Raw genomic sequence first — 21,331 nt, 5'->3', positions numbered from 1 at the left:
CACCCCCTACGGGATCTGTTCGCACTCCCCCTAGGGCTGCGGATCGCTCGCGTCGTACCGCGCGAACGCGCGGCGCCCGAGGCCCAGGCCGGTCACGACCAGTACGCAGGCGAGGCCGCCGCCGATCACCGCGGTGGCCGGGGAGGTCAGGTCGGCCGTCGAGCCGGCGAGGAAGTCGCCGAGCCGCGGGCCGCCGGCGACCACCACGATGAAGACGCCCTGGAGGCGGCCGCGCATCGCGTCGGGCGTGGCGGCCTGGAGCATGGTGCTGCGGAACACCATGGAGATGGTGTCGGCGCAGCCCGCGACGGCGAGGAAGAGCAGGCCCAGCCACAGGTGCCGGGAGAGCCCGAAGCAGGCGATGGCCGCGCCCCAGGCGGCCACCGCGACCAGGATGGCCAGGCCGTGTCGGCGGATCCCGCCGAGCCAGCCGGAGAACAGGCCGCCCAGGACGGCGCCCACCGCGGGCGCGGCGGCCAACAGGCCGACGGTCTTGGCGTCCCCGGCGAACCAGAGGACGGCGATGGCGGGGAACAGGGCGCGCGGCTGGGCGAGCACCATCGCCGCCATGTCGGAGAAGAACGTCATCCGGAGGTTGGGGCGGGTGGCCAGGAAGCGGAGGCCGTCGAGGACGGAGGCGCGGCCGCGGGGGCCGTCGCCGCGTTCGGGCCGCATGGCGGGTAGCCGCCACATCGCGTACAGGGAGCCGCTGAAGGCCGCCACGTCGATGAGGTACGCCGCCTGGTATCCCCAAAGGCCGACGATCACGCCGCCCAGCATGGGTCCGCCCATCAGACCGAGGTTGCCGGTCAGCGAGTTGAGGGCGTTGGCGGCGGGCAGCTGCTCGGTGGGCAGCAGCCGGGGGATCATCGAGGAGCGGGCCGGGGCGTTCATCGCGAAGCAGACGGCCTGGAGGGCGACGACGGTGTAGAGCAGCCAGACCCGGTGGTAGCCGGCGAGTGCCGCGGTGGCCAGCACGATGGACATCACGGTGGCGCCGGAGGCGCTGAAGAGGCCCAGTTTGCGGCGGTCCACCGTGTCGGCGATGGCGCCGCCGTACAGCCCGAAGACGACCAGGGGTATCAGGGAGCACAGGCCCACCAGGCCGACCGAGAAGGTGGACTTGGTGATGGCGTAGACCTGGAGCGAGACCGCGAGGGCGGTCATCTGCTGGCCCATCCAGGAGACGGTGTTGCCGCACCACAGGCGGCGGTAGTCCGGGGAGGTGCGCAGGGGGGTCAGGTCGGCGAATATCCGGGAGCGCAGGGGTATTTCGCGCTTTTCCGGGCTTGCGCCGGAGGTCTCGTCGGACGCGTCGCCGGAGGTCTCGTCGGAGGTCGTTGTAGAGGGCACGCGGCGCAGTAAAGCACGGTGCGGGGGCGCGGCCGACGCCAGGGCGGGAAGAGGCGCTGGGGCCGTGTGCCCCTTACCCGGGTGTCCGGTCCTCGGGGAGGCCGTACACCCGTCGCGCGTTGTCCGCCGCGATCATCCCGCCCACCCGTCGGGCGTCGTCGGCCGACCAGGCGCCGGAGGCGGTCCAGCCGCCGAGTACGGAGGCGAGCGCGGTGCGGAACAGGGCACTGCCGACCAGGTAGAGCTCCGGGAGGCCGTAGGCGTCGGTGGAGAAGAGCAGTTTGCCGAAGGGGGTGAGTTCCAGGAATTCGGCCAGGACGGCCGTGGCGCGCGGGCCGATGTGGGTGAGGGTGAGCCCGACGTCGCAGTAGACGTGCGGGAAGACGCTCGCCAGGTAGGCGGCCTGGCGGTGGTACGGGTAGCAGTGCAGCAGCACCAGGTCGGTGCCGGTGCCGGCGGTGGCCCGTACGAGGTCGGTGAGCAGCGCCGGGTCGGCCCGGTCGAGGCGCAGGTCGGGGTCGCCGAAGCCGGTGTGCAGCTGGAGCGGGCGGCCGGTGGCGACGGCCTGCCAGACGAGGTGGCGCAGCAGGACGGGGTCGGTGAGGCGGGGCAGTCCGGCGGCCATCCAGTCGCGGACGGCGGTGTGCACCGCGTGCGGGGTCGGCGGCAGCGGGTCGAGGGCGAGGCCGTGGCGGTAGGCGGCGACGGTTTTGAAGGCGACGGCGGTGCGTGCCGCGTCCCGGATCGCGGTGTCGAGCTTGGCGGTGAACTCCTCGGCGTCGCGCACCCCGAGGGCGGCGCGTTCGGCGAGGGCCTCCAGCCGGACGACCTCGTATCCGGTGCCGCGCCCGGCCTGGGCGGTCTCGGCGGGGCCGGTGAGGTCGCCGGGCAGCCCGGTGTCGAGGAGGTAGGTGCCGATGCCGGTGGCGCCCAGCAGTCGGCGGCGGGTCTCGTCCGGGCCGAGGTCGCGGCGGCGGGCCAGATAGCGGTCGGGCGGGCAGTGGGCGGGCAGGTCGAGCAGCGGCGGGCACCAGCGGCGGACCGCGAAGCCGGTCTGGGTGTCGAAGAAGGTGGTGCCCGCGGCGGGTGGGCGGTCGGATTCGGTGAGACAGGCGGCGAACGTCCCGGCGTCCGGTTCGTGACGGTGCACGCCGTGGCAGTGGTGGTCCACCAGCGGCGGGAGGCCGTCGTCCGGGCCGGGGAAGGGCCCCGGGGCGTTCGCCGTCATCACCAGCGCCAGCGGGTGGCGGCGGCCAGTTCCTCGGCGTCGACGTCGGCGAACCGGGCCTCCTCGGCTCGCCGTACGGCGAGCACCGCGCCGTGCAGCACCTTGCCCATCGCCTCGTGCAGCGGGGCCGACTTCTCGAACCGGTCGGCGGCCTCGGTCAGGGTGGCGGGCAGCCGGAGGATGCCGCGCCGGGCCCGCTCGCGGACGCCGAGGGTGCCCGGGTCGTCGGTCTCCGGCGCCGGGAGCTGCGCCCCGGTCTCGATGCCGTGCAGTCCGGCGGCGATGACGGCGCCGACGGCGAGGTAGGGGTTGGCGGCGCCGTCGAAGGTCTTGAGCTCGGCGCTGCCGCCGTCGGGGTCGTCGGGGGCGCCGGGGATCAGCCGCAGCGCCGCCTCCCGGTTCTCGATGCCCCAGCACTGGTAGACGCCGGCCCAGTGGGAGGGCTGCAGCCGCAGATAGCTGGCGGGCGAGGGGCAGCCGACGGCGAGCAGGGCGGGCAGGGCGGCGAAGACGCCGCCGAGGAAGGCGACCGCGTCGGGCGCCAGGCCCCATGGGGCGTTCGGGGTGCGGTGCAGGCTCTTGCCGTCGCGGTTGAGGCTGAAGTGGAGGTGGCAGCCGTTGCCGACCTGTCCGGCCACGACGGACGGGGCGAAGGAGGCGCGCAGTCCGTGCCGGACGGAGACGGCGCGGACGGTCTCGCGTACCAGGACGGCGTCGTCGGCGGCGCGCACCGGGTCGCCGGGGGCGCAGCTCACCTCGAACTGGCCGGGCGCGTACTCGGGGTGGATCTGGTGGACGTCGATGCCCTGGAGGGTCAGGGCTTCGGTGACATCGCGGAGGTAGTCGGAGAGTTCGACGATGCGGCTCATGCCGTACGCGGGGCCCGTGCAGGGGTAGTCCAGCGGCTGGTAGGCGTCGTCCTCGCCCGGATCGTGGCCCTTGGGCGCGCGGGTGACGACCCACTCGGTTTCGAAGCCCATCCGCACGTCGATGCCGGCCGCCGTGGCGCGCTCGGCCATCGCGCGGGCGAACTGCCGCTGGCAGGCGGGGTGCGGCGCGCCTTCCTGGTCGTAGCGGTCGGCCGGGGCCCAGGCCCAGCCGGGCTGCGCGGCGAGTACGGTGATCCGGTCCAGGTCGGGGAAGAGCCGTAGGTCGCCGGAGGGTCCGCCGAGGTGGTCGGATGCGGTGATGGCGTCCTCGGAGGTGAAGACGTCGAAGACGGGCGACATGCCGACCCCGCGCCGGGCGGCGTGGGCCAGGCGGGCGGCCGGAATGGCCTTGGCGCGCGCGATGCCCGCATTGTCCACCCAGGACAGTGCGATGTTCCGGACGGCTTCCGCATCCAGCAGTCCCGCCAACTCGCGGGTGTGTCCGCGCTGTTCCGCATCCGCAGGCGATCCCATAACCCGTCCTACCGTCCTCACTTGGCCGTGCCGATTCCTCGGCGTCCGATACCGCCGGTGCCGGCGCGGTCGGTGCCTATCCCCTCAGGGGCAGTTGAACTCGCACCATACGCACTTTCCGGTGCCGCGCGGTTCCACACCCCAGACATCCGCCAGCCGGTCCACCAGCAGCAGTCCCCGCCCCGAGACCCCGGCCTCGCCCGGTTCGCGGCGCCGCGGCAGGCTGCTGGAGTGGTCCTCGACCTCCAGACGCAGCCGCCGCATGGCGCTGTGCGGCATCCGGATGTTGACGATCGCCTCGCCGTCCGTGTGCAGCAGAGCGTTGGTGATCAACTCGTCGGCGACCAGCTCGATCTCCTCGGAGCGTTCGCGGGCGCCCCAGGCCCGTACGGCGGCGCGGATCATGTGGCGGGCGGCGGACAGTCCTTCGGGGTCGGCGGGCGCGATGTGCTGCCGGAAGCGGCCGACGGTGTCGTGCTCGGGTGCGCCGAGGCGGCGCAGCAGGAGCAGCGCCATGTCGTCCTCGCCGGTTCCCTTGTCCACCGACTCGCAGAGCCGGTCGGCCAGTTGCTGGACGTCCTGCGGGCCCTCCCGGACCTCGCGGGCCAGGTCGTGCATACCGTCGTCGAGGTCGATGCCGGGTTGTTCCACGAGGCCGTCGGTGCACAGCACCAGGGTGTCGCCGGGGGCGAGATGGACGGTGGTGACGGGGTAGTCGAGCCGTACGAACTCGGAGGCGATCCCGAGCGGCAGCCCGCCGGCCACCGGCAGCCGGCGGCAGATGCCCTCGGCGTGCCGTAGCAGGGGTTCGATGTGCCCGGCCCGGACGAACCGGGCGGCTCCGGTGCTCAGGTCCGCATCCACGTAGGTGCAGGTGGCGAAGCGGTCGGTGTCGAGTTCGTTGAGGAAGGCGGAGGCGCGCGCCATGACGGTCGCGGGGGCGTGCCCTTCGGCGGCGTAGGCGCGCAGGACGATGCGCAGCTGGCCCATGAGGGCCGCGGCCTGGGTGTCGTGCCCCTGGACGTCGCCGATGACGGCGGCGACGCGGCCGTCGGGCAGCGGGATCACGTCGTACCAGTCGCCGCCGATGTCCCGTCCCATCCGGGCGGAGCGGTAGCGCACCGCCACCTGGGCGCCGGGGACACCGGGGATGCGGCGGGGCAGCATGGCCTGCTGGAGGCCGGCGGCGAGGTCGTGTTCCTGGTCGTAGAGCATGGCGCGGGCCAGGCTCTGCGCGATGCTGCTGCCGAGTGCGAGCAGGACGTTGCGTTCCTGGTCGCGGAAGTCGCTCTCCCGCTCGAAGAACAGCCCGATCACGCCGATGAGGCGGCCCTGGGCGATCAGCGGCAGGTAGGCGGCGGAATTGACGTTCAGCGGTTCGATGGCGTGCCACAGCCGCGGGTAGCCGTACTGGAATGCGGCGCGGCTGCGCACATATCGCGGTGTGAGGGTGCGCACGACCTCGCTCATCGGGAATTCGTCGCCGACGCGTGTGAACTCCAGATCCGGCACGAAGCTTCCCGCCTTGCCCTCCGACACCAGCCGGATGCGGCCCGCCTCGACGAGCCCGAGGATCACGTTCTCCGCGCCCAGCCGGCTCAGCCCCTGCTCGTCGCCCAGGACGGCGATGACCTCGTGGACCGTTCTGGCGTGCGCCAGGGCGGCGGTGGTGCGCTCCACGATGCCGGTGTGCCGGCGCCGCTCCTCATCGGCCGCGAGCCGTTCCGCCGCGTGGGTGTATTCGTCGCTGGCGTCGCGCACCACGCCGATGATGCGGCGGGGCCGGCCGGTGGGGTCGCGGCGGATGCTGCCCTGGGCGTGCGTCCAGCGCAGCTCGCCGTCCCGCAGCCGTACCCGGAAGTAGGCGCCGTAGGAGTCGCTGCCGTCCTTGAGGGCGTTGGCCACCAGGGCGTCCAGGCGGGCCGCCTCGTGGGCGGGTACGCGGCAGCCGAGGGTGTCCGGGCGGTCGTCGTACTCCGCCGGCAGCATGTCGAAGACCTCAAGGGCGGGCGGGTCCATGTGCATCAGCCCGCTGTCGAGGTCCCAGTCGAAGCCGCCCATGCCGTTGAGAGCCAGGGTCAGGTCCGGGTGGGCGGGCCAGTCGTCCGGCACCGACACGGTGGGGCGCTTCGCTCCCCGGTCAGCCATGTCGTCACTTTGCCACATTCCCGCGGTTTTCGGATCCTCCGGCTGAATTGTCCACCACTTCCGCCCCACATCTGACTCGTCCATCAGTTGCTTCGCAACACACCACTACGCGCCCCGAAAGAACAGGCATTTCCTCCCCGAATCCCACCCCGACCGTTGCGATATTCTCAACACGCTGTTACGGTCCCCGACCATGGAGGAAGACGCCGGAGACCCCGGAGCCCGGATCGCCGACGAGGCCGGGGATGTCACCGACCGTGTCCGCCAGGTGATCGACCGGCTCGGCTGCAGCCGTCGGGAGTTCGCCCGCCGGATGGTCATGGACCCCTCGAAGCTGTCCAGGTCACTGAGCGGTACCCGGCGCTTCACGCTCGCCGAGATCGTGCGCATCGCCGATATCGGCGGCGTGGAGACCGGCTGGCTGCTCGGCGCCCCGGAGCGCCCGGCAGCGCCGCCCGGCCGCGAGCCGGTGGCGGTGCCCGAGGGCGGCCGGCCGCTGCAGATCGTGCGGGAGACCGTACGGCTGATCGCCGAGCACGGCTTCCACGGCGTACGGGTCGCGGACATCGCGGCCGCCTGCGGTACGAGCACCGCCGCCGTGCACTACCACTTCCCCGGCCGCGACGAACTGCTCGAGGCGGCCGTGCGCTGGTGCATGGACGAAGACACCGAGCGCCGCGCCGCGGGCCTGGCAGCGGCCGCCGACGCCCACGCCGAGCTGCTGCATCTGATCGCGCTGCAGACCCCGCGCACCGCTCAGCAGCGCCGGCAGTGGCTGGTCTGGCTCGACCTGTGGGCACAGGCGGCCCGCTCCACCGCCGTCGGCCGGCTGCACGAGCACTACTACCGGCAGTGGCGCACCACGGTGGCCGATGTCCTGCGGCGGGGGGTCGAGCAAGGCGTCTTCCGCCCGCTGGATGCGGAGTTCACCGCGCTCCGCCTGACCGCGCTGATCGACGGCCTGGCCACGCAGGTCCTGGCCACCGCCCCGGACAGCACCTCCCCCGACACCATGCACGCCGCGCTCCTCGCCTTCGTGGAGAGCGAACTCACGCCCGGCTGACGCCGAGAGCACACCCGGCCGAAGCCGGGCGCACACCCGCCGACGCCCAGATCGCATCTGGCCGACGCCGGTCCATGGCCGGCCCCCGGAGAAGGGAACCCCCGTGAACAACGAGGTCATCATCACCTGTGCGCTGACCGGCGCCGGTGACACCGTCCGCCGCTCCCCGCACGTCCCCGTCACGCCCCGGCAGATCGCCGAGTCGGCCGTCGAGGCGGCGGGCGCCGGCGCCGCGGTGGTGCACATCCATGTACGCGACCCCGAGACCGGCGACCCCTCGCGCGACCCGCGGCTGTACGCCGAGGTCGTGGACCGCATCAAGCAGACCGGCACCGACGTCGTCATCAACCTCACCGCCGGCATGGGCGGCGACCTGGTGATCGACCCCGACGCCCCGCTGACGCAGCTGCCCGGTACCGACCTGGTCAGCGGCCTCGACCGGCTCCCGCACGTCGAGGAACTCCTCCCCGACATCTGCACGCTGGACTGCGGTTCGCTCAACTTCGGCGACGGCTCCAACCTCTACGTCTCCACTCCCGACATGCTGCGGACCGGCGCGCGGCGCATCCAGGAGCTGGGCGTGCGGCCGGAGTTGGAGATCTTCGACACCGGCCAGCTGTGGTTCGCCAAGCAGCTGCTGGCCGAGGGGCTGCTGGACGACCCGACGATCTTCCAGCTGTGCATGGGCATCCCGTGGGGCGCACCGGCCGACCCGGGCGTGCTCCAGTCGATGGTGAACATGCTGCCCGAGGGCGCGCAGTGGGCCAGCTTCGCGCTCGGCCGGATGCAGATGCCGTGGGTCGCCCAGTCGATTCTGCTCGGCGGCAACGTCCGGGTCGGCCTGGAGGACAACCTCTACCTCGGCCGCGGCGTCAAGGCCACCAATGCCCAGCTGGTCGAACGGGCCGTGCAGATCACGGAGTTGCTCGGCGCGTCGGTCGCCACGCCGGACCAGGCACGGGCCCGGCTCGGCCTGAAGCCGCGCGGCTGACCTCACCCCTCCCCGCCCCTTCTCCCCCGTCTGGAGCCGCTCCCCCATGCCCGAAAACACCCCTGGCATGCCCGACAACGCCCCTAAATCCCCCGCCGCTCCCTGCGCCCCCGAGGCCGTACGCCGCGTGGCCTGCATCGGCGCCGGCGTCATCGGCGGCGGCTGGGTCGCCCACTTCCTGGCCCGCGGCTACGACGTCACCGCCTGGGACCCGGCCGACGACGCCGAGGACAGGCTCCGCCGCCTGGTCGCCGCCGCCTGGCCCGCCCTGGAGCAGATAGGCCTGGCCGAGGGCGCCTCCCAGGGCCGCCTGACGGTCGCCCCCACCCTCGCCGAGGCCGTCGCCCACGCCGACTTCGTCCAGGAAAGCGCCCCGGAGAAGCTGGAGCTGAAGCGCTCCCTGCTGGCCGAGCTGGCCGCCGCCACCCCGCCGGGTGTCGTCATCGCCTCGTCCACCTCGGGCTACCCGATGACCGATATGCAGACCGAGGCGGCCACGGCGGCCGGCGCGGGCCGGCTGGTCGTGGGCCATCCCTTCAATCCCCCCTATCTCATCCCCCTCGTCGAGGTCGTCGGCGGCGAGCGGACCGACGCGGACGCCGTGGCGTGGGCCGCCCGCTTCTACGACGTGGCCGGCAAGTCCGTCATCACCATGGACCGCGAACTGCCCGGCTTCATCGCCAACCGCCTCCAGGAAGCGCTCTGGCGCGAGGCGCTGCACATGGTCGCCAACGGCGAGGCCTCCGTCGAGGACATCGACGCCTCGATAACCGAGGGACCGGGCCTGCGCTGGGCTTTCATGGGCCCCTGCCTGACCTTTGCGCTGGCCGGCGGCGAGGGCGGGATGGCCCATATGCTCGACCACTTCGGCCCGTCGCTGAAGTCCCCCTGGACCCGCCTGGAGGCACCGGAGCTGGACCGGAAGCTGCGGGACGCGATGGTCGACGGCTGCGCGGCGGCCGCGGGCGACCGTACGTACGCGGATCTGGTCGCCGAACGGGACCGGGGCGTGATCGACGTGCTGCGCGCGACCGGCCGGCTGGGGGACGTCAAGCGATGAGCGCCGATCTCACCCTCTTCCGGCAATCCGTCCAGGACGAGTGGATCGACTACAACGGCCACCTCAGCGAGGCGTACTACGTCCTCGTCTTCGGCTTCGCGACGGACGCGCTGATGGACGCGGCCGGCCTCGACGCCGGCTATCGGGCGCGCAGCGGCTGCTCGCTCTATACGGTCGAGGCGCACGTCCGCTACCTCGACGAAGTCGCTCGGGGCAGTCAACTGGCCGTCCGGACAACGGTGTTGGGAGCGGACGCGAAGAAGGTCCGCCTCCTGCACGAGATGTATGTGTGCGAGGCGTCCTCCGGCGAACCGGTCGGCGAGGCGGTGGCGACGGAGGAGCTGTGCGCGCTGCACGTCGACCAGGGGGCGGGCCGGGCGGCGCCGCTGCCGGATGCGGCTCGCGGCTACCTCACCGGTCTGGCCGGGCCGGCGCCGGAGTGGGCGGGGCGCGGAATCCGAAAGGTGTGAGGCCCGGCGCCCACCCCTCCTAGGCTGTCTCCACGCAGACCAAGGGAAGGGCGCGATGCAGCAGTACGGGCACATCCGGAACGCGGTGACCGGCGGCGCGGTGGCGGGCCCGGTGGTCCCGGCGGGGAGCATCGGCCATCTGTCGCTCACCCATCGGGCCGCCCCGCCCGCCGGGGCGGCGGAGGCACCGCGACGGGCGGTGCGGGCCTCGCCGCCGATCCTCTTGCAGGCTCCTCAGGAGCAGGGGGGACTTCCCTCGCCGGGCGCCGACGGAGCCCGCGTCTCCTTCCAGGCGTACGCCGAGGAGAACGTGCCGTTCCTGCGCGGGCGAGCGCTGCTGCGTCCCGTCACCTCGACCGGCTCCGCCGCACCGGCCCGCACCAGGGCCGACCGGCCCGATGTGCTGCTGCTGACGGATCTGCGCGACCCGGGCCCCGACGAGCGGGAGTGGCTCGACATCGAGGCGCCCGTGCCACCGGGCCACCTGGCGCAGGCGGCCCTGCGGCTGGGCATCCCCCTGCCTCAGGTCGCCGCCGTACTGCGCCGGTACGGATTCGATGCACGGGCCGGTACGCTGCCCGCCGCGCCCGACGAGGCGGCACTGACGCTGCTGAGCGCGGAGGCGAACGGGCGCTGGCCCTGGCTGTCCCTGGCGGAGCCGGTCCCTCCCGGCCATGTGCTGTCGGCTGCAAGGAAACTGAGCCTCGGGCCCAGGGGCATCGTGGAGATGCTGTCCGGCTACGGCTTCCGGCCGCCCGACCCGTTCCCCGCCGACGCCTGCGACGCGGATCTGCCTCTCCTGCCGCGGCGCAAGGAACCGCTCACCTACGAGCGCCTGTTCCATGCCGTGCGCGCGACCGGCCGGGGCCTGGAGGAGATCCTGACCCGCTTGCAGGCGTACGGGTTCCCCCTGCCGTTGCGGCCGCCGCACCGCCGTACGGCGCTCGACGAAGAACTTCTCAGCCCGACCGGGCCGTGTGCCGCCTGGCGGATGAGCCCGGCCGAAGTGCTGCCGTTCGCCCGTGTCGTGGTGGCCTCGCAGGAGGTGCAGGCGACTCCGGAGGAGATCGCGGCGCGCCTGGCCTCCTACGGCATCCGGACGTCCGGCCGGCAGCTGCCCGCGGGCCTGCCGTACGACAGGGCCCTCACCTTGCTGTCCTTCTACCGCACCTGGCACGGCGTCACCCCGGTGCCTCTCCAGACCCTGCTGCCCCTGACCTCCGCCATGGACGCCTCCTTGGCCCAGGTCGTCTCCTGGCTGACCGGGCTGGGCGTCCCCGTCGCCGACGTCGGCGAGATCGTGCGCGCCGCGCCGGCCCGTGTCCCCCTCCCCGACGCCGCCCCCGGTACGACACTGGAGTGACCAGCGCCCGCCCCGGCCCCCAAGGAGCCCGCATGAACCCCACCCCCGGCCACCGCATCGACGTCACCCAGGGCACCGAGCACGTCCGCGTCATCGTCAACGGCCAGGTCGTGGCCGACTCGCACCGGCCCCTCCTCCTCACCGAGACCGGCTACCCCACCCGTTACTACTTCCCGCCCGAGGACGTCCGCACCGACCTGCTCACCCCCTCCGACACCCACACCGTCTGCCCCTTCAAGGGCACCGCCTCCTACTGGTCACTTGCCGGTGGTCCGGAGGACATCGTGTGGGCCTACCCTGAGCCGCGCCCCGAGGTGGCGGAGATCAAGGACCATCTCTGCTTCTACGAGGTGGAGTTGGGCTGATCCGACGGACCGCGCAGGGATCGGGAATGACGGTAGGAAAGTTTCCTAACAATAATCGCCCGTCTCCTTGACGCGTACATGGCCTGTCGCCAGGATTCCTCGGGACGGCTCCCCCACGCCGACCCTGGAGACGGACATGACGTCGACCCCCCACTCCGAGAACCACCCGAGGAAACACTCGAGGAAGCGCACCGGCCTCACCAGCCCCCGCTGGGGCATCCCCGCCGCGGGCGCGGCGCTCGCGCTCGTCGGCGGGGTGGTGCTGTGGTCGCCCGCCGGCCGCGCCGATGCCGCGCCGGACCGGGCGGCCGGCGGCTTCACCGCCGTCGCGGCGGGCGATATCGCCGAGCGCTGCACCGCCGACGACAGCGACTGCGAGCACCCGAAGACCGCGGCGCTGGTGAAGAAGATCGATCCGGCGTTCGTGATGACCATGGGCGACAACCAGTACGACGACGCCCGGCTGAAGGACTTCAAGAGCTACTACGACACCAGCTGGGGCGCGTTCAAGAACAAGACGCATCCGGTGGCCGGGAACCACGAGACATACGACCCGGACGGTGAACTGGCCGGCTACAAGGCCTACTTCGGCGACATCGCCTACCCCAAGGGCAAGAGCTACTACAGCTACGACCAGGACAACTGGCACTTCATCGCGCTGGACTCCAACAGCCTGAACTCGGCCCAGATGAACTGGCTGAAGTCGGACCTCGCCGCCAACTCCAAGAAGTGCGTGGCCGCTTACTGGCACCACCCGCTCTTCTCCTCCGGCGAACACGGCAACGACCCGGTCAGCCGCCCGGTCTGGAAACTGCTCTACGACGCCAAGGCCGAGCTGATCCTCAACGGGCACGACCATCACTACGAGCGGTTCGCGCCGCAGAACCCGGACGGCAAGGCGGACAAGAACGGGATCGTCGAGCTGCTGGGCGGGATGGGCGGCGCAAACCCGTACAAGATCGAGGAAGTGCAGCCGAACAGCGAGAAGCGGCTGACCGACACCTTCGGCGTGGTCAAGCTGAACTTCACCGACGACGGGTTCTCCTGGGACCTGGTCGGCACGGACGGCAGCACCAAGGACAGCAGCCCGAGCTACCAGTGCCACTGAGCCCGCGGGCGGACGGCGGCGGACGGCAACGGGACCGACGGGCGGTCTGACCGATGTATCTCGCGACCACGGACGCGGCCGCGACGGCGAAAAAGGTGACGCGTGGCCGCGTCGGGGGGCCGGTACTGGCCCTCGGCGCGGTCAGCCTCGTCACGGACATCTCCTCCGAGATGGTCACCGCCGTGCTGCCGCTCTACTTCGTTCTTCAACTCGGACTGTCTCCACTCCAGTTCGGATTTCTCGACGGCCTCTACAACGGCGTTACAGCGCTGGTACGGCTGCTGGGCGGGCATGCCGCCGACCGCGGCGGGCGGCACAAACTCGTCGCCGGGGCGGGCTATGCGCTCTCCACGCTGTCCCGCCTCGGGCTGCTGCTGGCGGGTGGCGGCACGGTCGGCATCGGCGCGTCGCTCGCCGCGGACCGGATCGGCAAGGGCGTACGGACCGCGCCGCGCGATGCGCTGATCTCGCTCAGCGCCCCGCCGGACGCGCTCGGCCGGGCCTTCGGCGTACACCGCGCCATGGACACCACCGGCGCCCTGCTGGGTCCGCTGGCCGCGTTCGCGCTGCTGTGGGCCACCGCGGACGCCTATGACGCGGTCTTCGTCGTCAGCTTCTGCGTGGGGCTGGTGGGGGTGTTGCTGCTGGTCGCCTTCGTTCCGGGGCGGGCGGCGCTGCCCGCGGTCCGGCCCCCGGCACCGGTCGCCGGGCCGCGCCTTCGCGCCGGAGCGCGGCTGCTGACGCCGCTCGGCGACCCCGCCTTCCGCCGGATCTTCGCGGCCGCGGCGCTGCTCGGCGCGGCGACCATCGGCGACTCGTTCCTCTATCTGCTGCTCCAGCGCCGACTGGACTTCGCGGTCGGCTGGTTCCCGCTCCTGCCGCTGGGGGCCGCCGCGGTCTATCTGCTGCTGGCGGTGCCCGCCGGGCGGCTCGGTGACCGTATCGGGCGGCGCATTCCCTTCCTGGGCGGGCATCTGGCGCTCCTGGGCGGCTATGTCCTGCTGGCGTCGACGGACGCGGGCCGGCTGCTGCTGGTGGGCGTGCTGCTGTTGCTGGGGGTGTTCTACGCGGCGACGGACGGCGTCCTGATGGCGCTCGCCGGGCCCGTTCTGCCCGCCGCCCGGCGGGCGAGCGGAATGGCCTTGCTGCAGACGGGGCAGGCGCTGTGCCGTCTGCTGGCGGCGGCCGGGTTCGGGGCCGCCTGGACGCTGTGGGGCGCCCGTCCCGCGCTGATCATCGCGGTCGCCGCGCTGGCCGTGGCGCTCGCGGCGGCCACCGCGCTGCTCCCCGGCCCCAGCCGCAGCGGCCGGGCCCCGGAGCGCCCGGAACAGCCGGAACAGCCGGAACAGCCGGATGGGCGACCGTCCCCGTCATGAACCCGCGAACCCGCGAACCCGTGAAGTCCCGACCTCCCGAAGCCCTGCTCTCATCGAAGCCCTGACCCACCGAAGGAAACGACGCCCGTGCCCGAGACGCCGTCCACGTCGCCGTCGCAGCAGGAGGACCGTCCCCTCCCGGCGCGTACCTCCGCGCCGTTCGCCGCCCTCTCGTTCCGCGCCCGGATCCTCGCCGTGGCGACCGCCGCCGCCCTCCTCGCGGGCGTCGCCGTCGTCTACACCGTGAGCGCCGCCCGGCGCGCCGAACCGGCCGACGCCACCTCGGCCTTCGGCCTGGACCGCGGCCGGCTGTACTTCCGCAGTACGGGCGCCGGATCCGGCCGGGTGGCCCGGTTGCCCGCCCGAACGGGTGCCACCGCCCGCGCGTCGGCGCACGCCGCGCGCCCCGCCGACCACCGCGCCACCGGCGGCCCCGCCTGCGAGCGCTTCTACGCGGCCGCGGGCACCGGCCTCTGTCTGCAGCGCCGCCCGGGCATCCCGCCCCGGTCCTACGCCGTCGTGCTGGACCGGCGGCTGCGCGAGAAGCGGCGGATCGCGCTCACCGGCATCCCCAACCGGGCCCGGGTCTCGGCGTCCGGCCGGATGCTGTCGTGGACGATGTTCGCCACCGGGGACTCGTACGCCACCACCGCGTTCTCCACCCGCACCTCGATCCTGGACACCCGCACCGGCTACCTCATCAAGAACATGGAGGAGATCCCGCTCACCCTCGACGGCCGCCGCTACCACTCCCCCGACGTCAACTACTGGGGCGTCACCTTCGCCCGCGACGACAACCGGTTCTACGCCACCGTCTCGACGCAGGGGAAGACCTACCTGGTCGAGGGCGATATGCGGAAGTGGGCGGCGCACACCCTCCGCGAGAACGTCGAATGCCCGTCGCTCTCCCCCGACAACACCCGCCTCGCCTTCAAGAAGCGGGTACGCGAGGGGGCCACCCGGCCCTGGCGGCTGTACGTCCTGGACCTGCGCACGCTGCGCGAGCACCCGCTCGCCGAAGCGCGCAGCGTGGACGACCAGGCCGCCTGGCTGGACGACCGCACCCTCGCCTACGCCCTGCCGGGCCGCGACGGCCGGCCCTCCGACATCTGGACCGTCCGGGCGGACGGCGGCGGCCGCCCGTCCCTTCGCGTACCGGACGCCTCCTCACCGGCGCCGGTCCCCTGACCAGGATTCCTCCCCGACCGGCCCCGGCTCCGCGTCCGGGAGACGCAGGCCCCGCGCACGACGCACAATCGAAGGGTGAACGGCACGGAGGAAACGAACGACAGGTCCGGCGGGTCCGGCACGGGCGGCGATCCGGCCTGCTGGCTGAGCATGGTGTGCGACGCCTGCGGGCGGGTCCGCGAACGCCCGGAGAGCGAGGTGTGCGAGCACTGCGGCGCCGGGACGGAGACCGCGCCGACGGCGCCCGCGGCCTCGCGCTCCCGGGACCGTGATGCGCAGGGCCGGGCCCGTAACGCCCGGCCGCGGGACGGACTCGGACGCCCGCTGCCGTACGACTCCCCCGGCGTGGCGCGGCAGCCCGAGGGGGTGCCGCGTACGCCCGAACAGGCGCTGGCCGAGGCGCAGCGACTGCTGGACGACGGGATGCCGTTCCATGCGCACGAGGTGCTCGAGGACGCCTGGAAGGCGGCACCGGAGGCGGAGCGCGGGTTGTGGCGGGGGCTGGCCCAGCTCGCCGTGGGCCTCACCCATGCGGCGCGCGGCAATGTCGCGGGCGCCGTGGCGCTGCTCGACCGCGGCGCGGGGGCCGTCGCGCCGTACGCGGATTCCTCCCCGTACGGCGTCGACGTCGTCGGGCTGATGGGCTGGGCACGGCATGTGACGGGGAGCCTGGAGGACCACGGCGGCCCGGTACCGGCGGCCGGGACGGCGCCCCGGCTGCGTACCGGGGCCGCGTAGCCGGGACCTTGGCGGGATCTCCGTCAGAAGCGCCCTAGGCCTCCCCGTCCGGCGGGCCCCCGCGCCGGCGGCCGTGCCGGCACCAGGCGAGCGTCCCGGCCAGGGCGAGCACCAGGGCGCCGACGCCGCCGCCCCACACCGCGGTGGCGGAGTTCCCGGAGGGACCGTGGTCGGCCTTGGCGGTGATGGCGGCGGTGGGCGGCGGGCGTCTGACCGCACGGTCCTCGGGGCCTATCGCGGTACGGCCCTCGGAGCCGGTGTGCACCGTGCGCAGGGTCTCGATCGGTCGGGCCTTGCCGACGCTGTCGAAGCCCCAGTCGAGGAGGGAACCCGCCTCCTTGTAGACGGCGTTGTACTCGCCGGACCGCGGGTTCATGACCGTGACCAGCAGCGTTCGGCCGTCCCGCCGGGCGGCGGCGACGAGGGTGTTGCCCGCGTGGGTGGTGTAGCCGTTCTTGACGCCGATGATTCCGGGGTAGGGGGTCAGACCGTGCGAGCCGGCGAGCATCCGGTTGGTGTTCTCGATCGGGGTGAGGCCGTCGCTGGTGGGGAAGCGGGCGCGGGCGGTGGCGCAGTAGCGCGCGAAATCGGGGTTGGCGAGCCCGGCGCGGCCGAAGACGGTCAGGTCGTACGCCGAGGAGAGCTGACCCGGGGTGTCGTAGCCGTCCGGGGACTTCACCGTGGTGTCGCGGGCGCCCAATGTGCGGGCGGTCTTCTGCATCTCCTGGGCGGTGGCGTCCCAGCCGCCGTTCATCGAGGCCAGGACGTGCACGGCGTCGTTGCCGGAGCGGAGGAAGACCCCGCGCCACAGGTCGGCGACCCGATAGCGCTCGCCCTGCTCGACGCCGACGAGGCTGCTGCCGTCCCCGACGCCCTCGAGGTCCTCGGCGCTGACCCGGCGGACGGAACCGGCCGGGAACTTCGGCAGCACGGTGACCGCGAACAGCGTCTTGAGGGTGCTGGCCGGGGGGAGTCGGCGGTGCGGCGCCTTGGCGGCGAGGACGGCGCCGGTGTCGGCGTCGGCGACCATCCAGGAGCGGGCGGACAGCCCGCTCGGCAGCTCGGGCACCTGGGGGGCGGCGGCGACCTGGACGTCCGCGCCCGGCGAGGCGGGTCGACGGCTGCCGGTCCCGGCGGGTCCGGGGTGGGCCATGGCCGGTATGGACGTCAGGGAGATTCCGGCGACGGCTAGCGCCACGACCGCGGCGGCCTTCCTGGAATACAGCGCGTCGGTTGCCATGCCGTCACGCTAAGAACGGCCGTTGCGGCCCGCAGCGTGGGTGCGCCAGACGGACCACGGGAGCGCTGCCCGTTCGGCGTGTCGCGGCGTGGGGCGCGGCGGGCCGTGGTGTCGGCTCGCGAGGCGCGGTGTCGCAGCTGCAAACGACGGCCCGCCCGGTGCGACGGGGGATGCACACCGGGCGGGCTCAAGACCTTTCTACCGCATTGGCGGGGGGTTATGCCTCAAAAACTTGTTCGGCTCTCGATTCCCAGGCCACGGGCAGCGAAATCAGGCCATGCGCGCGAAGGCCTCGCCGGCGCTGCAGCGCATCCGCCGGGACGCCCAGCCGCAGGCCCGGGAACCGGCTGATGAGCGCGCCGAGCGCGGTCTCGGTCTCCATACGGGCCAGCGGCGCACCGAGGCAGTAATGGATGCCATGGCCCAGCGCGAGGTGCCCGGCGAGGTCCCGGCCGTGGTCGAAGGTGTCCGGATCGGGAAAGCGGGCGCGGTCGCGGTTCGCGGAAGCGACGGCGAGCAGCACGCTCTCGCCGGCCGGGATCCGTACCCCGCCGATCTCCACGTCCTCCTTGGGGAAGCGACGGATCGCCAGCGGCGCGGGGCCGTCGTGGCGCATGAACTCCTCGACCGCGGAGGGGAGTTCGGCCGGATTGCGGCGCAAACGGTCGCAGAGTTCGGGGCGTTCGAGCAGGGCGAGCGTGGCGTTGCCGATGAGGTGGACGACGTTCTCGTATCCGGCGAAGAGGATCAGGAAGGCGAGCGAGGTCAGCTCGTCCTCGGTGAGCCGGTCGCCTGCCGTGCCGGTGGCGTCGTCGCGCACCGCGATCAGGTCCGAGAGCAGATCGTCGCCCGGGTCCGCGCGCTTGGTGGCGATCAGGCCGGTGAAGAACTCCAGCATCGCCCCGATCGCCTCCTTCATCAGCTGCGGCCGGGTGGGGTCGGGGGTGATCAGGGTGTCCGTCCAGGCCCGGAAGTCGCGCCGGTCGCGCTGCGGGATGCCGAGCAGATCGCAGATCACGATGATCGGCAGCTGCCCCGCGTAGTCGGCCATCAGTTCCGCACGGCCGCCGCGTTCCTCCATGGCGTCCAGCAGCGCGTCGGCGACCCGTCGTACGGGCTCCCGCAGCGCGTCCACCCGCCCCGGGGAGAACGCCTTCACCACCAGGCGGCGCACCCTGGTGTGGTCCGGCGGATCCATGTTCAGCAGATTGGCGTCCAGCGCGGGCGGCAGCGCGAACCCGCGGTAACCACCGGGCGCGGCATGCCGCTTGTCCAGGGAGAGCCGCGGGTCGGCGAAAGCGCGCCGGACGTCCTCGTAACGCGTGACCAGCCAGGCGGGGCTCCCGTCCGCGCCGGTGATCCGGTGCACCGGACCGGCCTCGCGCAGCGCGGCATAGGCCGGATGGGGATCGTCCAGGAGGGGCGTCACGTCGATGGGGGCGTCGGGGCCGGTCTCGGCGGTGTTCTGCATGGGGCACGACTCTAGGGGGTGTCGTCGAACTCCCGCCCGGGCCGGGACGCGGGCCGCAACGGCGGGGCGGCACCGGCGCCTACGGACCCGTGCCGCCCCTGTCGCGCGGGTGGCCCGGACCCCCGTGCCGGGCCACCCCGTCTGTGTGGTCGCGCCGCCGCTAGCCGCGCGATACGGAGCTGCGCTGCCGCAGCTCGGTGAGCACGGTCTCTATCAGAGGCGAGTGATAGACGTCCGCGACCAGCGCCAAGTGCTCGTATTCCGCGGCCAGTTCTGCGCCTTCCGGATGCGTGTCCGTCCCCATGGGCGTACCCGTGACGACCACCACGCTGTCGGCGCCGTGGTGGGGCACATGGCCCACCGCCCGGTTCTCCAGCCCGCGGCGCAGCGCGGCCGCCTCGGCGACGGCGGCGAGCTGACGGTCGTCGAGCGAGACGCCGCGGGCGCGCTCGCGGGCGATGTCGACGGCGTCGGACTCGACATGGCGGCGGATGCCGCGCTGGACGTCCCGAATCTCCGCCATCTGCCGGTTGGCGCGCCATTCGAGGTCGGCGAACGGCCAGCGTACGGTCCAGTTCGCGCGTTCCATGGTGACCTCGGGAGTCCCCGCCGTGACGGTCCGCCAGAGCGGGGAGAGGCGGCGCAGCCGGCGCCAGGCGGCGGCGCGGGGGCCGGCGGCCGGGAGGGCGAATCCGGCGAGCACGAGAATCGCCGCGACCGAGGCGCTGAGCGGGGCCACGCCGTTGGAGAGCCAGTGCGCCGGGTGGCCCGCCCAGGACAGGGCGAAGCCGATGACCTTGCAGGCGCAGTAGGCGAGGCCGAGCCAGCAGCCCGCGGCCAGCACCCGCAGGCCGCGCGCGAGCCAGCAGGCGCCGAGCCGGGCGGCGTAGCGCGGGCAGAGCGTCCCCAGCGCCGCCAGGCTCGAGCCGAAGATGGCCAGATACAGCACCAGGAAGAGCATCACACCGGGGGAGTTGGTGTAGGCGGTGCTGAAGTCGCGGGGGTGCTCGACCGCATCCGGGCGGCCGACCGCGAAGCCGATGACGGCCAGCGCCCACAGCGCGGCCACGCCCCCGACCGTGGCGCGCGCCTTGGCCCGTGCGCGGGCCCGGGCGGCCTCGCCCTCGCCGGCGGTCCAGCGCAGCAGCAGCACCAGCGCGCCCGCGGCGAACACCACGACGGAGGAGTAGAGGAAGACCATGGCGAGGTTGGCCACGCCGACCAGCCGGTCGAACCAGCGGTAGAGGCTGGGCGCGGAGAACAGGAAGACCGTCGCCACGCCGCCCGTCATCACACAGGCGAGGCCCAGGTCGGCATTGCCGCGGTCGCGGAACCAGGCGGCGGATTTGTAGCCGACGATGGCCCAGGCGAGAACCGCGAAGCAGAGGTAGATGACGTCAAACACGCTGCGGTCCCCCGTCTCCGGCCGCGTCCGCGTCCTGCTGCTTGCGGATGTGCTGCAGCGCGGGTCCGAGGGCGGCGGCGAGTTCGGCCGCCTGCCCCTCCAGCGGGAGTTGCCGCTCCCCGGCGGACGGCGCGACCCGCTCCATCAGCAGCGTGCCCAGCACCTCGGTCTCCCGCTCGGCGAGGTTGTCGTAGCCGTGGTGCCGGGCGAGGCCGGCGGTCAGCCCCATCCGGCGCATTGCCGTGGCGACATCGACCGACGGGGTCCATACCCGCAGCGCGTCCTCCGTAATGGCCGGATCCTGCGCATGCCCCAGCAGGAGATGGCTCAGCTCGTGCAACACGATGTGCGCCTGATGCCAGGGGGACGTCTTGAGCTCGAAGAAGATCCAGTAGCCGTCGTCCGTCGAGGCCGTCATGCCCGACACCACCCCGCCGAGGCTCATCGGCACCATCTGGACGGGCCGTTGCACACGCGTGGCGACGATGTCGCACATCCCCCGCAGATCGATGGAGGCGGGCAGCGCCAGCTCCTTGATCAGCCGCTTGCACCGCCTGCGTATCTGCCCCACTCGCATGCTCATCCCGTCCTCGTATCCGGCCTGCCGCCAGAAGGCGAAGATCTGGTCGCGGTCGGCGGTGCCTATCGGCCCGTCCGTCGGACCGCCGGTCGCCTCACTCCGCACGCCGCTCACCACCCTGCTCGGGCGGATCGGCCGGGAGATTCATCTGCTGCCGGAACTGGGAGATGATCGTCGTCAGGCTCTCCTGCACCTCCGGCGGCAGCCCGACGGAGCGCAGCGCGATGGCCCGTACCCGCTGGTCGCGCATCGCCGCCAGGAAGCGGACCTCTTCCGCCACCCGCGCGGCCTGCGGCTGCGAGAGGTCGCCCAGCAGATAACCGACCGGCACGGCAAAGAACTTGGCCAGCGCGCGCAGCAGCTCCGGGCTGGGGTTGGTACGTCTGCCGTTGCGCAGCATCGACAGATACTGCTCGGTGACCTTCACCCCGCCGTACTCGGCCGTCTCACCGCTGATCTCATCGGCCACGAAAGCGTTGGTGTACGGAGCCCCGGCCGGGTGCATATGCGCGAAGAGATGGTTGAGCCGTTCCGCGAGCGGGCTGCTCGCCCCCTTGGACCGGCCGTCGCCCCCCACTGTCATGCCCACCGTCCTCCGGACTCCCTCGGGTCCCGCACGACGGCCCAATGGGCCGAGCCCAACGAACAGTTAAGGGCACCGGAACCTCTTTCCTCATCCTTTCATGGGATGAACGCGCCGCACCAGTCCACTTACGGACAGTGAAGGTCACCGGGCTTAACCGGCAGTTGAGTTCACTCCGAGCGCCGGAACGCCCCGCGG

General features: G+C 72.9%; 19 protein-coding genes. 10 read left to right on the top strand and 9 right to left on the bottom strand.

Annotation, left to right across the window (positions count from 1 at the left end; all coding sequences use genetic code 11):
* Positions 1-30: 30 nt before the first annotated feature.
* The 4 genes from ACIGWZ_RS00135 to ACIGWZ_RS00120 form a co-directional block, all read right to left on the bottom strand.
* Positions 31-1,353 carry an MFS transporter gene (locus ACIGWZ_RS00135; protein WP_400059132.1) on the bottom strand — a complete coding sequence of 441 codons (1,323 nt, stop codon included), beginning with the start codon at positions 1,351-1,353 and terminating at the stop codon, positions 31-33.
* A 73-nt stretch (positions 1,354-1,426) separates the two neighbouring features.
* A complete protein-coding gene (locus ACIGWZ_RS00130; protein ID WP_400059130.1) occupies positions 1,427-2,581 on the bottom strand; it encodes an amidohydrolase family protein in 1,155 nt (384 codons plus the stop codon).
* Positions 2,581-3,984 carry a glutamine synthetase family protein gene (locus ACIGWZ_RS00125; protein WP_400059128.1) on the bottom strand — a complete coding sequence of 468 codons (1,404 nt, stop codon included), beginning with the start codon at positions 3,982-3,984 and terminating at the stop codon, positions 2,581-2,583. The genes ACIGWZ_RS00130 and ACIGWZ_RS00125 overlap by 1 nt, the downstream gene beginning before the upstream one ends.
* An 84-nt stretch (positions 3,985-4,068) precedes the next feature.
* The gene (locus ACIGWZ_RS00120; protein ID WP_400059126.1) at positions 4,069-6,132 is read right to left on the bottom strand and encodes a SpoIIE family protein phosphatase; all 2,064 of its coding nucleotides are present in this window, start codon (positions 6,130-6,132) and stop codon (positions 4,069-4,071) included.
* Between the two features lie 193 nt (positions 6,133-6,325).
* On the opposite strand from ACIGWZ_RS00120, the gene ACIGWZ_RS00115 reads away from it, so the two are divergent.
* The 10 genes from ACIGWZ_RS00115 to ACIGWZ_RS00070 all read left to right on the top strand — a co-directional run bounded on the left by ACIGWZ_RS00115 (position 6,326) and on the right by ACIGWZ_RS00070 (position 15,854).
* Entirely contained in the window at positions 6,326-7,195 is an 870-nt protein-coding gene (locus tag ACIGWZ_RS00115) for a TetR family transcriptional regulator C-terminal domain-containing protein (RefSeq protein WP_400059124.1), read from the top strand.
* A gap of 103 nt (positions 7,196-7,298) precedes the next feature.
* Positions 7,299-8,186: a 3-keto-5-aminohexanoate cleavage protein gene (locus ACIGWZ_RS00110; protein WP_400059122.1), complete on the top strand. Its 888-nt coding sequence runs from the start codon at positions 7,299-7,301 to the stop codon at positions 8,184-8,186.
* A 46-nt stretch (positions 8,187-8,232) separates the two neighbouring features.
* Complete coding sequence (locus tag ACIGWZ_RS00105; RefSeq protein ID WP_400059120.1) at positions 8,233-9,246, top strand: 3-hydroxyacyl-CoA dehydrogenase NAD-binding domain-containing protein; 1,014 nt, start codon at positions 8,233-8,235, stop codon at positions 9,244-9,246.
* Entirely contained in the window at positions 9,243-9,716 is a 474-nt protein-coding gene (locus ACIGWZ_RS00100; RefSeq protein ID WP_400059118.1) for a thioesterase family protein, read from the top strand. Before ACIGWZ_RS00105 ends, ACIGWZ_RS00100 begins: the two co-directional genes overlap by 4 nt.
* A gap of 55 nt (positions 9,717-9,771) precedes the next feature.
* Entirely contained in the window at positions 9,772-11,079 is a 1,308-nt protein-coding gene (locus ACIGWZ_RS00095) for a hypothetical protein (protein WP_400059115.1), read from the top strand.
* Positions 11,080-11,111: 32 nt separating this feature from the next.
* Positions 11,112-11,444 carry a DUF427 domain-containing protein gene (locus tag ACIGWZ_RS00090; RefSeq protein WP_400059114.1) on the top strand — a complete coding sequence of 111 codons (333 nt, stop codon included), beginning with the start codon at positions 11,112-11,114 and terminating at the stop codon, positions 11,442-11,444.
* Positions 11,445-11,580: 136 nt separating this feature from the next.
* Positions 11,581-12,552, top strand: coding sequence for a metallophosphoesterase family protein (locus tag ACIGWZ_RS00085; protein WP_400059112.1), 972 nt, complete (start codon positions 11,581-11,583; stop codon positions 12,550-12,552).
* Positions 12,553-12,605: 53 nt separating this feature from the next.
* Positions 12,606-13,928: an MFS transporter gene (locus ACIGWZ_RS00080; RefSeq protein WP_400059110.1), complete on the top strand. Its 1,323-nt coding sequence runs from the start codon at positions 12,606-12,608 to the stop codon at positions 13,926-13,928.
* A 186-nt stretch (positions 13,929-14,114) separates the two neighbouring features.
* Positions 14,115-15,116, top strand: a complete 1,002-nt coding sequence (locus tag ACIGWZ_RS00075) for a hypothetical protein (protein WP_400060736.1) — start codon at positions 14,115-14,117, stop codon at positions 15,114-15,116.
* A gap of 150 nt (positions 15,117-15,266) precedes the next feature.
* Complete coding sequence (locus ACIGWZ_RS00070; protein ID WP_400060734.1) at positions 15,267-15,854, top strand: DUF309 domain-containing protein; 588 nt, start codon at positions 15,267-15,269, stop codon at positions 15,852-15,854.
* Positions 15,855-15,888: 34 nt separating this feature from the next.
* Here ACIGWZ_RS00070 and ACIGWZ_RS00065 read toward each other — a convergent pair whose 3' ends face one another.
* The 5 genes from ACIGWZ_RS00065 to ACIGWZ_RS00045 all read right to left on the bottom strand — a co-directional run bounded on the left by ACIGWZ_RS00065 (position 15,889) and on the right by ACIGWZ_RS00045 (position 21,133).
* Entirely contained in the window at positions 15,889-17,094 is a 1,206-nt protein-coding gene (locus ACIGWZ_RS00065) for a D-alanyl-D-alanine carboxypeptidase family protein (protein ID WP_400059108.1), read from the bottom strand.
* A 217-nt stretch (positions 17,095-17,311) separates the two neighbouring features.
* The gene (locus tag ACIGWZ_RS00060; RefSeq protein ID WP_400059107.1) at positions 17,312-18,565 is read right to left on the bottom strand and encodes a cytochrome P450; all 1,254 of its coding nucleotides are present in this window, start codon (positions 18,563-18,565) and stop codon (positions 17,312-17,314) included.
* Between the two features lie 160 nt (positions 18,566-18,725).
* A complete protein-coding gene (locus ACIGWZ_RS00055) occupies positions 18,726-19,970 on the bottom strand; it encodes an MAB_1171c family putative transporter (RefSeq protein ID WP_400059105.1) in 1,245 nt (414 codons plus the stop codon).
* Positions 19,963-20,541, bottom strand: coding sequence for a hypothetical protein (locus ACIGWZ_RS00050; protein WP_400060732.1), 579 nt, complete (start codon positions 20,539-20,541; stop codon positions 19,963-19,965). The genes ACIGWZ_RS00055 and ACIGWZ_RS00050 overlap by 8 nt, the downstream gene beginning before the upstream one ends.
* A 103-nt stretch (positions 20,542-20,644) precedes the next feature.
* Positions 20,645-21,133, bottom strand: a complete 489-nt coding sequence (locus ACIGWZ_RS00045) for a helix-turn-helix domain-containing protein (protein ID WP_400059103.1) — start codon at positions 21,131-21,133, stop codon at positions 20,645-20,647.
* Between the last annotated feature and the right edge of the window lie 198 nt (positions 21,134-21,331).

This window comes from Streptomyces sp. NPDC053427 (genome assembly GCF_044544985.1).
GTDB lineage: Bacteria > Actinomycetota > Actinomycetes > Streptomycetales > Streptomycetaceae > Streptomyces.
This window is presented reverse-complemented; position numbering and strand designations above follow the sequence as displayed.

What these genes read in the sequence shown, in the direction of transcription:
- ACIGWZ_RS00045 (WP_400059103.1), bottom strand. Translation starts at nt 21,133, where the DNA reads ATGACAGTGGGGGGCGACGGCCGGTCCAAGGGGGCGAGCAGCCCGCTC.
- ACIGWZ_RS00130 (WP_400059130.1), bottom strand. Translation starts at nt 2,581, where the DNA reads ATGACGGCGAACGCCCCGGGGCCCTTCCCCGGCCCGGACGACGGCCTC.
- ACIGWZ_RS00115 (WP_400059124.1), top strand. Translation starts at nt 6,326, where the DNA reads ATGGAGGAAGACGCCGGAGACCCCGGAGCCCGGATCGCCGACGAGGCC.
- ACIGWZ_RS00070 (WP_400060734.1), top strand. Translation starts at nt 15,267, where the DNA reads ATGGTGTGCGACGCCTGCGGGCGGGTCCGCGAACGCCCGGAGAGCGAG.
- ACIGWZ_RS00100 (WP_400059118.1), top strand. Translation starts at nt 9,243, where the DNA reads ATGAGCGCCGATCTCACCCTCTTCCGGCAATCCGTCCAGGACGAGTGG.
- ACIGWZ_RS00085 (WP_400059112.1), top strand. Translation starts at nt 11,581, where the DNA reads ATGACGTCGACCCCCCACTCCGAGAACCACCCGAGGAAACACTCGAGG.
- ACIGWZ_RS00095 (WP_400059115.1), top strand. Translation starts at nt 9,772, where the DNA reads ATGCAGCAGTACGGGCACATCCGGAACGCGGTGACCGGCGGCGCGGTG.
- ACIGWZ_RS00065 (WP_400059108.1), bottom strand. Translation starts at nt 17,094, where the DNA reads ATGGCAACCGACGCGCTGTATTCCAGGAAGGCCGCCGCGGTCGTGGCG.
- ACIGWZ_RS00105 (WP_400059120.1), top strand. Translation starts at nt 8,233, where the DNA reads ATGCCCGAAAACACCCCTGGCATGCCCGACAACGCCCCTAAATCCCCC.
- ACIGWZ_RS00060 (WP_400059107.1), bottom strand. Translation starts at nt 18,565, where the DNA reads ATGCAGAACACCGCCGAGACCGGCCCCGACGCCCCCATCGACGTGACG.
- ACIGWZ_RS00090 (WP_400059114.1), top strand. Translation starts at nt 11,112, where the DNA reads ATGAACCCCACCCCCGGCCACCGCATCGACGTCACCCAGGGCACCGAG.
- ACIGWZ_RS00120 (WP_400059126.1), bottom strand. Translation starts at nt 6,132, where the DNA reads ATGGCTGACCGGGGAGCGAAGCGCCCCACCGTGTCGGTGCCGGACGAC.
- ACIGWZ_RS00080 (WP_400059110.1), top strand. Translation starts at nt 12,606, where the DNA reads ATGTATCTCGCGACCACGGACGCGGCCGCGACGGCGAAAAAGGTGACG.
- ACIGWZ_RS00125 (WP_400059128.1), bottom strand. Translation starts at nt 3,984, where the DNA reads ATGGGATCGCCTGCGGATGCGGAACAGCGCGGACACACCCGCGAGTTG.